The sequence below is a fragment of the Hafnia sp. genome, assembly GCF_036648275.1.
Classification (GTDB): domain Bacteria; phylum Pseudomonadota; class Gammaproteobacteria; order Enterobacterales; family Enterobacteriaceae; genus Hafnia; species Hafnia alvei.
Genome location: NZ_JAVXIQ010000006.1, coordinates 144,071 through 159,352 on the forward strand (window position 1 = coordinate 144,071; position 15,282 = coordinate 159,352).

Below are 15,282 nucleotides of genomic sequence, written 5' to 3' on the forward strand. Positions count from 1 at the left end.
ACCAAGGTTTAGTGTGCATTATGCCTGACACGGATTCAAATCTGATACACTCTGGTGTTATGTATTTGTAACCCGACGGCAGCAACTTCCCTGCACCCTTTACATTACCGCAGCGTTCGCTACCTTCTTTCACCCTGATTGCCGCCTAGTCGCAGCTCGAATGTTTTTAGGTATTACTATGAAGATAGGTCTTTTTTACGGCTCCAGCACTTGCTATACCGAAATGGCCGCTGAAAAAATTCGCGATATTCTCGGCGCCGAGTTAGTCGATTTACATAACATCAAGGATGTCCCGATCCAGCGCATGGAGGATTACGACATTCTGATCCTCGGTATTCCAACCTGGGACTTTGGTGAGATTCAAGAAGACTGGGAAGCCGTCTGGGACGCACTGCCAAGCTTGAATCTACAAAATAAAATCATCGCCATGTATGGCATGGGTGATCAACTTGGTTATGGCGAATGGTTCCTCGATGCACTGGGTATGCTTCACGATCGTTTACTGCCGCTAGGCGTGCAGTTTGTCGGCTATTGGCCAACAGAAGGCTACGAGTTTACCAGCCCTAAACCAGTGATTGACGATGGCAAGCTGTTCGTTGGCTTGGCTCTCGACGAAGCGAATCAATACGATTTAAGCGACAAGCGCCTAGAACAATGGTGCGAACAGATCATGCTGGAGATCGCTGAATTGCTGTAATGCGATGCTTATTGCACACATTGCATATAAAGAAACAAAAATGCCCGATGGAAACCTCGGGCATTATTCACTAATCACTCTGGTGCGTTTGCATCAAAGTGCGGCGCAAGTGGCACCATGCTTCTGGCGTCAAACTGTCTGCCGCAATCCATAAACGCTTTTTCTTTCCCTGCTGCTTCACACTTTTCAAGGGTAGCAATGCGCCAAAATCACTGATCCAAGGCGTCTTACATAACTCCCATTCGTTCTGTTGCCATTGAATATGATTATCCGCTAGAAAGCTAAACTCTCCCTGAATCTTAGCGATCTGCTTTTGGCTGCGGATACATTCAAACACAACTAAAGTCAGCAACACCAACCAATAAAAACTATAGTTTTCCGGCCATGGTGCTAGCAAAATCAACAAAATCAGAATGCCATGCGTAACCAACAACAAAAGTTGCGTTCGCCATGACACTCGTACATCACAACGCCATTGGTCCACGATCTTTGTTTCGCGTTTGAATAAGTTTAACCATATGCGCTAATTCAGGATCCTTGGGTGAACCGTGGTTCATGAGCCAATTAAAGAGATCGGGATCGTCGCACTCAAGTAAGCGCACAAATGTCTGTTTATCTGCATCGCTCAGTGAATCATACTCATGTTCGAAAAACGGCATAATGGAGATATCCAACTCACGCATACCGCGGCGGCAAGCCCAATGAATGCGTGATTTATTTCCTATATCCATGATTTACTCACTCCTGATCAGTTAACCTTATTCTTATAAGATAATCTCGTAAGACACCCCGTAGCTCACTGGGTTCCCAGCCGATACGAGATACGCGACTCCATTTTAGCGCGAATCCAGCGAAGATTTAGAAAATAGGTTCACAAACTGACATATTTATTAGCGCATTATGTACCAGACCGTGCGTTAAACCTCGGCAAATATAAGGTTTATAGAAAAACTCGGAATTCTCCTCCCTCTTTGCCGCCTTAGTCCCACATATTTACCTCTGCGTGTGAGCATTTATACCAACAGCGCAATATTTCCATTTGCAATCCTACCCACCTCTCTTAACATGGTTAGATTCCATTTCGGGATTGCATCAGTAGGGAACCATCATGACTTTGAACTCTCTTTTCGCGCCACGCCAACCGGTAGCCTCTAACCATCTGCCCTTAACAATAATGTTGCTCGACGATTGGCAGTTGGTAAACGTGACGGGGCCTGACGCTAGCAAATATTTGCAGGGCCAGCTCACCGTAGACGTTGCAGCACTCACTGAGCATGAACACACCCTCTGCGGGCATTGTGACGCGAAGGGAAAAATGTGGAGCGATCTGCGTTTATTCCATCGAGCGGAAGGCTTCTCTTATCTGGTACGCCGCAGCGTGGCAGAAAACCAAATCACCGAATTGAAAAAATATGCGGTGTTTTCCAAGCTCACTATCAGCGCAGATAATGATGCAGTGATCCTTGGCATTGCAGGCTTTAAGGCCGATGCCGCACTTGCCGCTTATTTCCCACAGTTGCCTGATGCCAACACGCCGGCGGTAACGCATGAAGACACCACGCTGCTCTATTTATCTCAGCCAGAAGCACGCTATTTGCTGATAACTTCTTTATCCACCGCTGAAATGCTCACAGACAAGCTGCGTGATAGTGCGCAGTTTAACGACGGTCAGCAGTGGGTTGAACTTGATATCGAAGCGGGTCAGCCGGTTATTGACGTCGCTAATAGCGGTCAGTTTATTCCACAGGCCACGAATCTTCAGGCACTGAATGGCATCTGCTTTAAAAAAGGCTGCTATACCGGCCAAGAAATGGTGGCTCGTGCTAAATATCGCGGTGCCAACAAGCGAGCGCTTTATTGGCTGCAAGGCTCCGCCAGTCGTGTACCGCAGGCAGGTGAAGATTTAGAACTCAAGCTAGGCGAAAACTGGCGACGCACCGGAACGGTATTAGCCGCCGTTCAGCTTAACGACGGTAGCCTAAACGTTCAGGTCGTGCTCAATAACGATTTAGAAACCGATAGCGTTCTACGCGTTCGTGACGATGAAGGCAGCATGCTAACGATTCAACCACTGCCATATTCGTTGGTGGAAGGGTAATTCATCTCATTGCTTGCCCCCACCCCAGCCCTCCCCTTCTCAGGGGAGGGGGCCGAACGGTTCTCGGTATTAATTTTGCACTCGATGTGCTCCTCCCCCTGCTAAGGGGGAGGCTGGGAGGGGGTCTGTCAAACTAAAAGCACTTACCCCAATTTCACCCGCGCGCATATTTCGCCGCAGCCAAAAACAGCTCATGATCGGGGCGAATACCGGTATACAACACAAACTGCTCAACTGCCTGAATAGCAAAAACTTCAGCGCCGCTAATAACCGTTTTCCCCTGAGTCTTGGCATAGCGAATCATCGGCGTTTCTGATGGCAAAGCAACAACATCAAAAATCACCTTCGCACGATCAATCTCATCTTCGCTAAAGGCCAACGTGTCAGCATCGGCTCCCCCGCTCATGCCAATTGGCGTCGCGTTGATCAGCACCTCGGCTTCCACTCCCTGCATATCTGGCCGCCACTCATAGCCATATAGAGAAGCCAGTTGCTGCCCGGTTTTTTCATTCTTCGCCACAATATAGCCTTGCTTAAAGCCGGCGTCTTTTAACGCACAGGCCACGGCCTTCGCCATACCACCGCTGCCACGCAGGGCAAAGACTTGTTCAGGAGAAACGGCATACTGCGCCAAAAGCTGGGCAATCGCTAAATAGTCGGTGTTATACGCTTTGAGATAGCCATCGGTATTCACAATGGTGTTAACGGAATCAATGGCTTTAGCAGATGCATCCATCTCATCCACCAGCGGGATAACGTCCTCTTTAAATGGCATTGAGATCGCGCAACCACGGATCCCCAACGCGCGTACACCGCCAATTGCCGCTTTGATATCTTTGGTCGTAAAGGCCTTATAGAGATAGTCCAGATCGAGCGCATCATAAAGATAATTATGAAAGCGCGTGCCGAAGTTGCTCGGACGCGCCGCCAGCGACATACATACCTGAGTATCTTTATTGAGATGTTTAGTCATAGAACCTCTTCGCCAAAAAATGAATTTAGAAAAGCCGCAGAGTGATACCTGCCTTTGCCACTATCATGGACTAAAACAAGGAGGGTGAAAATGGCTGAATTTGCTGTTAAAAGTTCCTCTTTTAATCCGCTCTCAGGCTGGGCCCAAATGCAAAAAAGGAGCCCTTAGGCTCCTTTCGTATAGGCATCAACTCGGTGAAGCTTAGAAGTTGTAACCCGCAACCAGGTAGTAACCCCAGCCGGTAGATTTCACGTCAAAGTTACCTTTGCCGAAGTTCAGCTCAGTACCATCCTGCCATTGTCCGCCGTTATGGAAATAACGTGCAACGAAGGAGTAGTGCCAGTGATCGTAGTTCAGTGCCAAAATATGGCTAGAAGCGATAGAGTTGCTGGTACGAGTACGCATGCCATTCAGGTCGCTATGGCCAGAATCTTTACCTAAGTCAGAACCCCAGTCAAAGTTAGTGAAGCCGATGTAGCTCAGCTTACCGCCCAATACTTCGGTGATTGGCACGAAGTATTTAACTTTGAAACGGTAGCCGTCCCATTCGTTTTCGTTGGCCGCATCGTAGTTCTGCCACTGGTATTTGGCATACACGTTCATCGACAGGCTCATTGGCAAGCCGGTATCAATGTCGGTACCAAGACCCATGTACCAAGTGCTCTGACGGTTATCGTTGTTGCGACCCATATCGTAGATATAGTTATTCGCGAAGTACCACTCTTTGAACGGGCCGAAGCTCAGATCGGTGCCAGTCAGCTTATCGATAGAGAAGCGCGGTTCAATTTCCATGAACAGAGGAGAACCGTGGTTCCAGATACCGCGAGAGGTGCTGTCACCGCCGAAGAACATTGGCGCATCTATGTAACCGTAGAAGTCGAACCAATCTTTCTTAGCAAAAGCTTCGTACTCAAGGTAAGTATCGTCTCTCAGCTGTGGTCCAAAACGCGTATGGGCGCTGCCCACCACGTTAACGCTTTGATGCCACCAGTCAGAAAGATATTCGCTGTTGTTGTCTGCTGCTACAGCGGTAACGCTGCTTGAAAGTGCAAGCACGGTGCCTGCAGCTAAAATTATTTTTTTCATAATATTGCTACTTACCTTAAGCAAAATTCCCTGCCAGGGAAAAGACCCATGTAAACATCACCACAAATAGCCATCAATTGATCAACAACCCACCTTTCTGGCCGTGCGTATTATAGAAATTATTGCTCACAAAAATCTGTGATCTCTGAATACATTCTTAAATACGTAATCGATTGCGTTCACGTTTGCGATGAAAAAATTCGGAGGGATTCTACAATCTTTGCGGCAATAATCAAATTTAAAACCAAGTCATTGTCATACGAATTGCCCTGAAAGGCTTATGCCATCAGGCATTCGGGGAGAAACACTCACGTTTTTTGTGTTTAGATGAAAGGTTGCGCAACTTACAAAAGGAAAAAATTGACGAAACTTTGCCGCTGTTACAATGTCGCAGACCAACAAATGTTTGGATGATAATAAATCAATCGTCATTTTGTGAAAATCATGACAAATACTCTGCTGCACTATTATTCCTAAAGCCAATCTACTCGCTCTAAAAACATATAATTACATGATAAACAAAAACAAAGTCATTCGTGTCGTAATTAGCGCAATTATATTTGAGCTTACACGTGTACACTGGAATGGTTCTCAGCTAACCTAGCTCTAGTTTTTAGCAATAGCATGATTTCCATTGTTCAACAGAGGTAGTGCCGCACTATGGCAAAGGCAAACATTGTTCAGCAGGGATATTCACTGGCAGAGGAAGTTGCCAACAGCATCAGTCACGGAATTGGTTTTATTCTGGGGATCGTCGGTCTGGTTTTATTGTTGGTGCAAGCCATTGGTACCGGTGCCGATGCCACAGCAATCGCCAGCTACAGCCTTTACGGCGGCAGCATGATTTTGCTGTTTCTTGCATCCACGCTCTATCACGCGATTTCGCATCAGAACGTTAAACGCTGGCTGAAGGTGTTTGACCACTGCGCCATTTATTTATTGATAGCCGGCACCTACACGCCATTCCTGCTGGTTGGATTAGATTCCACCTTAGCCAAATGGTTGATGGGGGTCATCTGGGGGATTGCACTGTTTGGTATTTTGTTCAAACTCGCGTTTGCCCATCGCTTTGAAGTGCTTTCACTTATTACCTACCTCACGATGGGGTGGCTGTCATTAATTGTTATCTATCAGTTAGCAACCAAGCTGGCATGGGGTGGTGTAACGCTACTGGCGGTAGGTGGGATTGTTTATACGCTAGGCGTAATTTTCTACGTCAGTAAACGAATTCCGTACAACCACGCGATCTGGCATGCGTTTGTGCTGGGCGGATGCGCTTGTCATTTTTTTGCGATTTATTTGTATGTGTAGATGGTAGGGGCAGGTTTTGTTCGCCTATTCTCTGTACGACATGGTGTAAGGTTTCGACCGCCTATCAATAACCGCTTTCATATTTAGCCAAGTCGAAGGCGTCCGATGAGAGCCCCGTTGCGCGGGGGCTCTCAACTCGCGCGCTTTTATCCGAGATGCCATCTCCGCGCCGGGTCGGCATGCGCCATCCTTGGCGCCTCCTCCCCTCGTGAAAACATCCTGTTTTCACTGCTCTAAATGCCATGACTTAAACTAAAAAACAGATCGAGTTTTTGTCTTTTGGGTTTGACCTTTTCCGGCACGTTACCGGACAGCCGAGTGAATCATGCAGGTTAGGATTCGCCGACAGGGACGTCGGCGAAAGAACGGAGGAGCCAGGATGGCGATTGCCGTTCGTTCCGTTAAGACCGGAATGATGAAATGAGGGCACCCGCGTAGCGGGCTGGAAGGGGGTGCCAAGCCGGGTTGTTAGGGGGCGGCGATTGGCCCCCTAACACGGACGCCTGCACGATGCACTGGTAGCGTTCGGGATTTTAAGCGGACGTAATATGCACCATACCTAAAGGACGTTCACACAGTACAAAGGTAAAATTGCGGACATAACATCCACCAATGTTTAAACCTTATTCTCCGCTACCTTCCCACCCACATACTTACTCATCTTAATCACTATCGGCGACAGCAAAATCAGCGCCACGAGGTTTGGCAATACCATCAGTCCGTTGAACATATCCGCCATATTCCACACCAGCTCGACTTTGAAGAACGAGGCAATAAAGATGAAGGCAATCACCACCAGCTGATAAGCACGTACCGCACGTTGGGAATTGAATAGATAACGAATATTCATTTCACCATAGTAGTACCAACCAACAATCGTTGAGAAAGCAAAGAAGAACAGCGAAACCGAAATAAACAGGCTGCCAAAATAGCCATAAACATAGGTATATGCCTGCTGAGTCACCGCAATGCCTTGTCCGGTGAATACACCAAGGAAGTTGGTCTGAGTTTTGCCACCTAACTCCCACATGCTCATACCCGACGTGATAATCGCTAATGCGGTTAACGTGACAATAACGCACACCACAAACACGCCCATCATCGCGATATAACCCTGTTGTTCTGGACGTTCAACCTTAGCCACCGCGTGAGCATGCGGCGTTGAGCCCATCCCTGCTTCGTTGGAAAACAGACCGCGAGCGATACCAAAACGCATTGCCTGCTGAATCGCAATCCCTGCACCACCGCCCAACACCGCAGTTGGATTAAATGCTGCCACAAAAATCGATTTAAACGCCGGTAAAATATAGTGGGCGTTGTGCACCAAAATAACCAAGGTTCCCAACAGATAAAATACGGCTTTAATCGGCACAACTTTCTCGGTGAATGAGGCAATGCTGCTGATCCCGCCCATAATCACCACGCCGGTGATCACAGCCAATACAATACCGATCACCCAGCCTGGTACACCCAGAGAACTATTAAACGCCGCCGCGATAGAGTTGGACTGCACCATATTGCCGATAAAGCCCAGCGCAATAATCACCAACACGGAGAAAATACAGGCCAGCCATTTGCAGTTCAGCCCTTTTTCAATGTAATACGCAGGGCCACCGACCACTTGACCGTTTTTATCTTTTGATCTGAATTTTTGCGCCAACATCGCTTCCGCGTAAATCGTCGCCATTCCCAGAAACGAGGAAACCCACATCCAGAAAATCGCACCGGGGCCTCCAGCCACAATTGCCGTTGCGGGGCCAGCCAGATTACCGGTACCGACCTGTCCTGCTATAGCCGTTGCAACCGCCTGAAATGAACTCATACCCTGCTTGTCAGCCTTTGCACCTGACAAAGAAATACCGCCGAACAACGCTTTAAAACCAGAGCCAAAATGACGGATCTGAATGAAACCCAAACGCAGCGTGTAGTAAATACCTGTTCCACACAGGAGGAAAATCAGCAGTTCATCCCAAAGCAGGCTGTTAACCTGATTAACTAACTGAGCAATGAATTCCATAATGCCTTACCTGTTTTTATGCCAGTGCGTGTGTGGTCACACGTCATGGTTGTTGTTTTAAGCCAATAGTTCACCCGTAGTCTGTATAAGCACCAAGGTGGGTTGCCATAATGAAAAATGCAGATGTATCAACAGATAAGGCCAGCTAGGCCCCGTTGATCTCGTCTTAAAAAGGGGAACATTTCACGGTGAGAACTCTATCACACTTTTGTCGCCAGACTTGCCCAGAAACCGACCATCAGTAACATGAGTAAAAATGATGATTAGCGTAAGTAATAGGATGTAATAATAATGTAATTATTTAATATTTATCACTTTTTATATTATCACCCAGCCAAGCTTTAATTGTAGTTATTGGGTTTTGTCATTAGAAAATCTCACCCAAAATTAATGAAAAAAAGTAAGGCTTAAAGATATTCCTGAACGCGATAAATAAAAAAAGCCTCATCAAGCAAACGATGAGGCCGAAACCGAAGAGATGTTATGTCAGACAGCCTTCGGGGTAGGTGAAATGACAATAATAAAAATTAAAACAGTTCGCTCATATTCAGTTGGCTCATCAGCAGTGCGTTATCGCTGTAATCAACCGGCACGGCAACAACCGCTGGGCCCTGTACGTCCATCGCTGCACGCAACGTGCTTTCCAATGTTTCTGAAGACGTCACGGCAAATCCCTTGGCACCAAACGCTTCCGCGTAGGCTTTAAAGTCGATTGGGCCAAATTTAACCCCCGACGTACGGTGGTATTTTTTGTCTTCTTGGATCGCAACCATATTGTATTCTTCATCTACCCATATGATATGCAACAGGTTCACGCCTAGGCGCACCGCCGTTTCCAATTCCATGCTGGACTGCATAAAACCGCCATCGCCGGAAACCGAAACCACTTTACGGCTCGGGTCGACTAACGCGGCACCAATCGCCCACGGTAACGCAACCCCCATCGTCTGCTGTCCGTTTGAAATCAGCACCTGACGCGCACGGAAGCTGTATAAATAGCGGGCGATCCAAATATGGAAGCTCCCCATATCAACGCACAGCGTCACGTCGCTATTCACGATATCCTGCATGGCTCTGACCAAGCGCAGCGGGTGAATGGCAAACTGGGTTAAGCTTCTTCCTTTCTGCGCTAAAAGATCGCGCTGCTGACGGCGCTCTTCTAAAATCGCCACCGCGTCGCTGCTTAAATCAAGCGCGGCATGAATATGTTCCGACAGCAGATCTAACGTCTCAGCGATATCCCCCACCAGCTCAATATCCGGCTGATAATCGCTATCGGTTTCGGCAGGCATGATGTCGATATGAACCAGATCGGCACCATCGTTGTTCCACTGTGCTGGCTCATATTCAATCGGGCTATAGCCAATCGTTATAACCAAATCAGCGTTACGCAATAGGCGGTCTCCCGCCTGATTATTGAAAAGTCCGACACGCCCTGCAAAACGATGGAAGTGAGCCTGATCGATAACCCCAGCGGCTTGGTAAGTGCTGGTTACCGGCAGTCCACTTTTATGCAATAGGCGGCGAATAGCGTCCGCGTTACGCGGCTGGCTTGCCATCAAGCCAAGCAAAATCACCGGATTCTTCGCTTTTTCAAGCCGACGGGCCACCTGCACGATGCTTTCAAAAGGAGCCGCACCAAGAGTAGGATGCTGTGTTGTTAACACCCTGCTGTTGACCGGCTCATTGAGAATATCCATCGGCAAGCTGATAAAACTGGCGCCGGGGCGTCCAAACTCGGCGGCACGAAAGCCGTTCGCCAACACTTCAGACAATGCCGACGCCGAAGTCACCTCGGCTGAATATTTGGTTACCGGACGGAACATCGTCACGGTATCCATCGTCTGATGTACCTGTTTTAAATGATCGGCACGTTTCACCGCCCCGCCCAGCGCAACCAAAGGATCGCCTTCTGAGGTCGCCGTCGCTACGCCGGTAATTAAATTGGAACACCCAGGTCCAGATGTCACTAGGGCCACACCGGCTTTGCCGGTTAAACGCCCAACGGCTCCCGCCATAAATGCCGCGTTGGCTTCATGGCGAACGGCGATTGTCTCAATGCTGGAATCAACCAACGAGTTAAACACCCTGTCGATTTTCGCACCAGGGATACCAAATACGTGTTTCACTCCCTGAGCTTCTAGCTGAGCGACGATCAAATCCGCCCCGCACTGCCATGCTTTATTGCTATCAGACTTTTTCATGGAACCACACTCCTCGCAGCCAAAAAGGCTTAACTTTCAACGGAACGAATCGCCGTATCTAAATTTGCAGGGCACAAATCGGCCTGCATAAAATCATCATCATGAGGGAAATCGATCAGTAATTTATCGATAGAACCAAAGGTCAAAACGCCGCTTTCCACCTGATAATCAAGAATATGGCCGCCGCAGTCGCGTTCGGCGGTGATAAAGTGTTCGTGATATCCCGCAACGTTGATACCTTGCATGTAATTAGGTGTCAGAAAACCAATCAACACCCCTTCGCGATGTTCAATGTGGTATGTCGGCTGAGCCTCAATGGCTTCCTGCATTGGTTTATAAGGACGGTGCTGCTCCGGCACGGTACGTGTTTCTACGTTACGGAAAACCCCATCAATGCGTAGCGCGCAAAAGGCGTTTTGGCTGGTGAGCATTTTGTCGATAACCTGATGGATCTCATCTCGGCTATGCAAACGGTTGATGCGGTATTCTTCAGTCGGTTGGAAAAAGGTCATCACCGCAAAAGGCGTTTTCTGTTCAGGTTTAGCGCGGCGGGCGCTGCCGTCACCACGCAGCTGGAAAATATTGCGGTTAAACGCAATCATTTCGCCATCAAGATGGTTAAAGGTGCCTAAGCCAAAGTCTCCATGCTGGAGCAAATCGGCCATTGTGGTCTCCCCTTCGTAAACCCCGCTTAATAGCGCACTCATTAGAGAAGTTTGATAAATGACGCGTTCTGGATGTTTACGATAGAGCTGTTTAGCAGTTTCTGCGATGTCTGCCACGCATGAACAGTCAGAATGATGTGCTTTCATGAGGTGATCCATTTTTTAATCATTAGCGTTGTTAACTAAAGGTTGACTCCTTTCAGCAATGAGTTCCAATATGATGTTGTGTTCACTTTGAGACGTTTTTGATATGGAACTACGCCATTTACGCTATTTCGTCGCGGTGGCTCAAACAGGTCACTTTACGCGAGCAGCCGAACAGTTAGGGATCTCACAGCCCCCACTCAGCCAGCAAATTCAAAGGCTTGAGCATGAAGTTGGCACCCCGCTGATTAAACGTTTAACGCGCGGGATTGAGCTAACCGAAACGGGAAAAACGCTCTATAAAGACGCCTGTGAAATCATCAAACTCACCGATGCCGCGCTTGAGCGAGCACGCAACGTCGCCAGAGGCATTAGCGGAACGGTCAATATCGGCTTCGCCTGCTCCACGGCGTTCAACCCTGCGGTTTTTTCTTTACTGCATAGCTTTAGAGAAAATTACCCAATGATGCACCTTCAGCCGCAGGAGAAAGAGATGTCCGGTTTGATGAATGCATTAGAAGAGGGGAACATTGATTTCGCGTTTATCCGCCTACCGTGCGAACGCAGCAAAGATTTTATGTGTCGCGTCATCGACACCGAAGAGATGATGGTGGCACTCCCACGCCAGCATCCACTTAGCCATAACCGCACGGTTTCACTGATCGATCTCAAAGATGAATCGCTGATCACTTTTCCGCGCGAAGTAGCCCCCAGCCTTTATGACCAAACCATTCATGCCTGTGAAGTCGCCGGATTCTCGCCCAATCTAGGCCAGCAGTCGCCTCAGTTAACCTCGGCGATCAGCATGGTGGGCGGCGGTTTTGGCATGGCTATCGTGCCTGATTCACTAAGCAAAATTGACGAAAAAAACGTGGTGTGTTTGAAGCTCAAAGACACTCGGCTAACCAGTGATATTGCGATTGCGTGGCGACGCGGCGACAGCAGCCATATTATTTTGCACTTACTGAATTTGCTGTAACGCTTACTTCCATCATAAACGCCCATAAAAAAACCGCCCTGACGCGATTTTAACGTCAGGGCGGTTTTGATTGGGCAGCCTATCTAAATGCTATTCGTATTCAGAGATAGGCACACAAGAGCAGAATAAATTACGGTCGCCGTAAACATCATCCAGACGTTTTACGGTTGGCCAGTATTTATTCTCACGTGTTGATTCCGTTGGGAATACGGCCAGTTCGCGAGAATAAGCGTGCTCCCAGTGACTAACCAGTTCAGCCTGAATGTGTGGCGCATTCACCAGCGGGTTATCCGCCAGCGTCCATTCGCCGCTGCTCACGCGTTCAATTTCAGCACGGATTGCCAGCATCGCATCGATAAAGCGATCCAACTCGGCTTTGCTTTCAGATTCCGTTGGCTCAACCATCAACGTACCCGCAACAGGGAACGACATGGTTGGCGCATGGAAACCAAAGTCGATCAAACGTTTAGCAATATCCATTTCGCTAATACCGGTTTGCTCTTTCAGCGGGCGAATATCCAAAATACATTCATGCGCGACTCGACCATCACGGCCTGCGTACAAAATCGGATACGCTGATTTCAAGCGCGTTGCGATGTAGTTGGCATTCAGGATAGCGGTCTGGCTAGCTTTCTTCAGCCCTTCAGCCCCCATCATACGGATGTACATCCAGCTAATTGGCAGAATGGAAGCACTACCAAACGGTGCCGCAGAAACCGCGCCTTTCTGGGTGGTTAAACCATCAATTTGCACTACGGTGTGCCCTGGTACAAATGGAGCCAAATGCGATTTCACACCGATTGGGCCCATACCTGGTCCGCCACCGCCGTGCGGGATACAGAACGTTTTATGTAAGTTCAGGTGAGAAACATCAGCGCCAATATAGCCAGGCGTGGTGATCCCTACCTGCGCATTCATGTTCGCACCGTCGAGGTAAACCTGCCCACCGAACTGATGCACGATCTGGCACACTTCGCGGATAGTTTCTTCATACACGCCGTGCGTTGACGGGTAAGTCACCATGATACAAGAGAGCTCGTCGCCCGCCTGTTCGGCTTTAGCACGCAGATCGTGTAGATCGATGTTGCCAGAATCATCACAGGCAACCACCACCACGCTCATCCCCGCCATCTGCGCCGAGGCAGGGTTAGTGCCATGCGCTGAGCTTGGAATTAAACAAATATGGCGCGCCGCGTCGTTGCGGCTTTCGTGGTAGCGACGAATGGCCAGCAGACCCGCGTATTCACCCTGTGCACCAGAGTTCGGCTGCATGCACACGGCATCATAACCGGTTAACTGAACCAGCCATTGCGACAGCTGAGAAATCATCATCTGATAACCCATAGCCTGCTCTGGCGGGCAGAACGGATGCAGCTCAGCAAATTCAGGCCACGTAATTGGGATCATTTCCGCAGCAGCATTCAGCTTCATGGTGCAAGAGCCCAATGGGATCATGGCCTGATTCAATGCCAAATCCTTGCGCTCCAAGCGATGCATATAGCGCATCATCTCGGTTTCGCTGTGATAGCGGTTAAATACAGGATGCGTCAGAATTGGGTCGGTACGCAGCATGTGGGCAGGAATGCTGCCAGCGCTATCTTCTGCAACCAGCGCATCCAGCGTATCGATATCCAGCCCGTGGTTATCGCCCAGCAGAATAGCAAACAGTGCTTCAACGTCTTCGCGGCTGGTCGCCTCATCCAAAGAAATCCCTACAGCGCCCGGAATATCGCTGCGCAGGTTAAAACCAAAGCTCAGCGCGCGCGCCAACACTTCAGCCTTGTCTTTCACGGCTACCGTGAGGGTATCAAACCAGCTATGGTTGCGAACGGTCACATCTTTTTGCTTCAGACCCGCAGCCAAGATATCGGTCAAACGATGAATGCGATCGGCAATGCGTTTCAGGCCAACGGGGCCATGATAGACCGCATACAGGCTGGCAATATTCGCCAGCAAGACTTGAGAAGTACAGATATTGGAGTTCGCTTTCTCGCGACGGATGTGCTGCTCACGCGTTTGCATCGCCATACGCAGTGCAGTATTGCCCGCGGCATCGCGAGAAACCCCAATAATACGCCCCGGCATGGAGCGCTTAAACTCATCACGACAGCCAAAAAATGCCGCGTGTGGACCACCGTAGCCCATAGGCACGCCAAAACGTTGCGCAGAACCAAACACAACGTCAGCCCCTAATTTACCCGGCGCGGCCAGCAGCACCAGAGCCATAGGATCGGCGGCAACACAGGTAATCACCTTGCGACTTTTCAGCTCATTCATCAGATCGGTGTAGTCGTGCAGCTCGCCGTAGGTCCCCACCTGTTGCAGCAATACGCCAAACACGTCCTGATGATCGAGCACTTTGTCCGCGTCATCGACGATCACATCAAAGCCAAAGGTTTCAGCGCGAGTACGCACCACGTCCAGCGTTTGCGGATGGACATCGGCAGCCACAAAGAAACGATTCGCATCTTTCAGCTTGCTAGCACGCTTCGCCAACGCCATAGCTTCCGCGGCGGCGGTGGCTTCATCCAGTAAAGAAGCCGACGCCAATTCAAGACCGGTGAGATCCTGCGTCAGCTGCTGGAAGTTCAGCAACGCCTCAAGACGACCTTGGGAAACTTCCGGCTGATATGGCGTATAGGCGGTATACCAGCCCGGATTTTCCAGCATATTGCGCTGGATAACCGGCGGCATCAAAACACCGTGATACCCCATACCAATAAAGGATTTGTAACGCTGATTCTGACCCGCAATGGCTTTCAGCTCAGCCAACGCCTGATGTTCCGTTACAGCATCACCGACCGCTGGCGGAGTAGGTAACTGAATATCGGAAGGAACGATCTGCTCGATCAGTTCATGCAAAGAGCGTGCGCCAACGGTTTCCAGCATTTGCTGTTGCTGTTGGACAGACGGACCGATATGGCGAGCGATAAAGGATTCGCTGTTTTCGAGCTGGCTGAGAGTCTGGGTCATGAGTGACTGATTCCTAAATGTACATACAAAAGAAATGCTGATTTGACACAACTAAATGCGGCACGAACTCACTTTCTCCCCGCTTAGAGCGCGGGGAAAAAGGATGAAGCACGATCAAGCGCGGCTGCGCCCAAC

General features: G+C 49.1%; 12 protein-coding genes. 4 read left to right on the plus strand and 8 right to left on the minus strand.

Features of this window, described 5'->3' with window-relative positions:
* Positions 1-178 precede the first annotated feature (178 nt).
* A complete protein-coding gene (gene fldB / locus RSC70_RS08075; protein ID WP_040046181.1) occupies positions 179-697 on the plus strand; it encodes a flavodoxin FldB in 519 nt (172 codons plus the stop codon).
* 70 nt (positions 698-767) lie between these two features.
* Here the strand turns inward: fldB and RSC70_RS08080 are convergent, their stop codons facing one another.
* Positions 768-1,181, minus strand: coding sequence for a protein YgfX (locus RSC70_RS08080; protein WP_046449103.1), 414 nt, complete (start codon positions 1,179-1,181; stop codon positions 768-770).
* Positions 1,162-1,428, minus strand: coding sequence for an FAD assembly factor SdhE (sdhE, locus tag RSC70_RS08085; protein WP_025801623.1), 267 nt, complete (start codon positions 1,426-1,428; stop codon positions 1,162-1,164). The genes RSC70_RS08080 and sdhE overlap by 20 nt, the downstream gene beginning before the upstream one ends.
* Before the next feature lie 377 nt (positions 1,429-1,805).
* Between sdhE and ygfZ the strand changes: the two genes are divergently transcribed.
* Positions 1,806-2,795: a tRNA-modifying protein YgfZ gene (gene ygfZ, locus RSC70_RS08090; protein WP_332542197.1), complete on the plus strand. Its 990-nt coding sequence runs from the start codon at positions 1,806-1,808 to the stop codon at positions 2,793-2,795.
* A gap of 154 nt (positions 2,796-2,949) precedes the next feature.
* Here ygfZ and RSC70_RS08095 read toward each other — a convergent pair whose 3' ends face one another.
* The gene (locus tag RSC70_RS08095; protein ID WP_040046184.1) at positions 2,950-3,768 is read right to left on the minus strand and encodes a shikimate 5-dehydrogenase; all 819 of its coding nucleotides are present in this window, start codon (positions 3,766-3,768) and stop codon (positions 2,950-2,952) included.
* 201 nt (positions 3,769-3,969) lie between these two features.
* Positions 3,970-4,854 (minus strand): nucleoside-specific channel-forming protein Tsx, encoded by an 885-nt coding sequence (locus RSC70_RS08100; protein WP_025801626.1) that lies wholly within the window; start codon positions 4,852-4,854, stop codon positions 3,970-3,972.
* Between the two features lie 660 nt (positions 4,855-5,514).
* Here RSC70_RS08100 and trhA point away from each other — a divergent pair.
* Positions 5,515-6,165 (plus strand): PAQR family membrane homeostasis protein TrhA, encoded by a 651-nt coding sequence (gene trhA / locus RSC70_RS08105; RefSeq protein WP_025801627.1) that lies wholly within the window; start codon positions 5,515-5,517, stop codon positions 6,163-6,165.
* A 616-nt stretch (positions 6,166-6,781) separates the two neighbouring features.
* Here trhA and RSC70_RS08110 read toward each other — a convergent pair.
* The 3 genes from RSC70_RS08110 to budA all read right to left on the minus strand — a co-directional run bounded on the left by RSC70_RS08110 (position 6,782) and on the right by budA (position 11,198).
* The gene (locus RSC70_RS08110; protein ID WP_040046186.1) at positions 6,782-8,182 is read right to left on the minus strand and encodes an alanine/glycine:cation symporter family protein; all 1,401 of its coding nucleotides are present in this window, start codon (positions 8,180-8,182) and stop codon (positions 6,782-6,784) included.
* A gap of 527 nt (positions 8,183-8,709) precedes the next feature.
* A complete protein-coding gene (gene alsS / locus RSC70_RS08115) occupies positions 8,710-10,386 on the minus strand; it encodes an acetolactate synthase AlsS (RefSeq protein ID WP_046459055.1) in 1,677 nt (558 codons plus the stop codon).
* A gap of 29 nt (positions 10,387-10,415) precedes the next feature.
* On the minus strand, positions 10,416-11,198 hold the full coding sequence (gene budA / locus RSC70_RS08120) for an acetolactate decarboxylase (RefSeq protein ID WP_332542198.1): 783 nt from the start codon (positions 11,196-11,198) through the stop codon (positions 10,416-10,418).
* A 103-nt stretch (positions 11,199-11,301) separates the two neighbouring features.
* Between budA and RSC70_RS08125 the strand changes: the two genes are divergently transcribed.
* Positions 11,302-12,174, plus strand: a complete 873-nt coding sequence (locus tag RSC70_RS08125) for a LysR family transcriptional regulator (protein ID WP_130999302.1) — start codon at positions 11,302-11,304, stop codon at positions 12,172-12,174.
* Between the two features lie 90 nt (positions 12,175-12,264).
* Here the strand turns inward: RSC70_RS08125 and gcvP are convergent, their stop codons facing one another.
* Positions 12,265-15,147: an aminomethyl-transferring glycine dehydrogenase gene (gene gcvP / locus RSC70_RS08130; protein ID WP_332542199.1), complete on the minus strand. Its 2,883-nt coding sequence runs from the start codon at positions 15,145-15,147 to the stop codon at positions 12,265-12,267.
* Positions 15,148-15,282 lie beyond the last annotated feature (135 nt).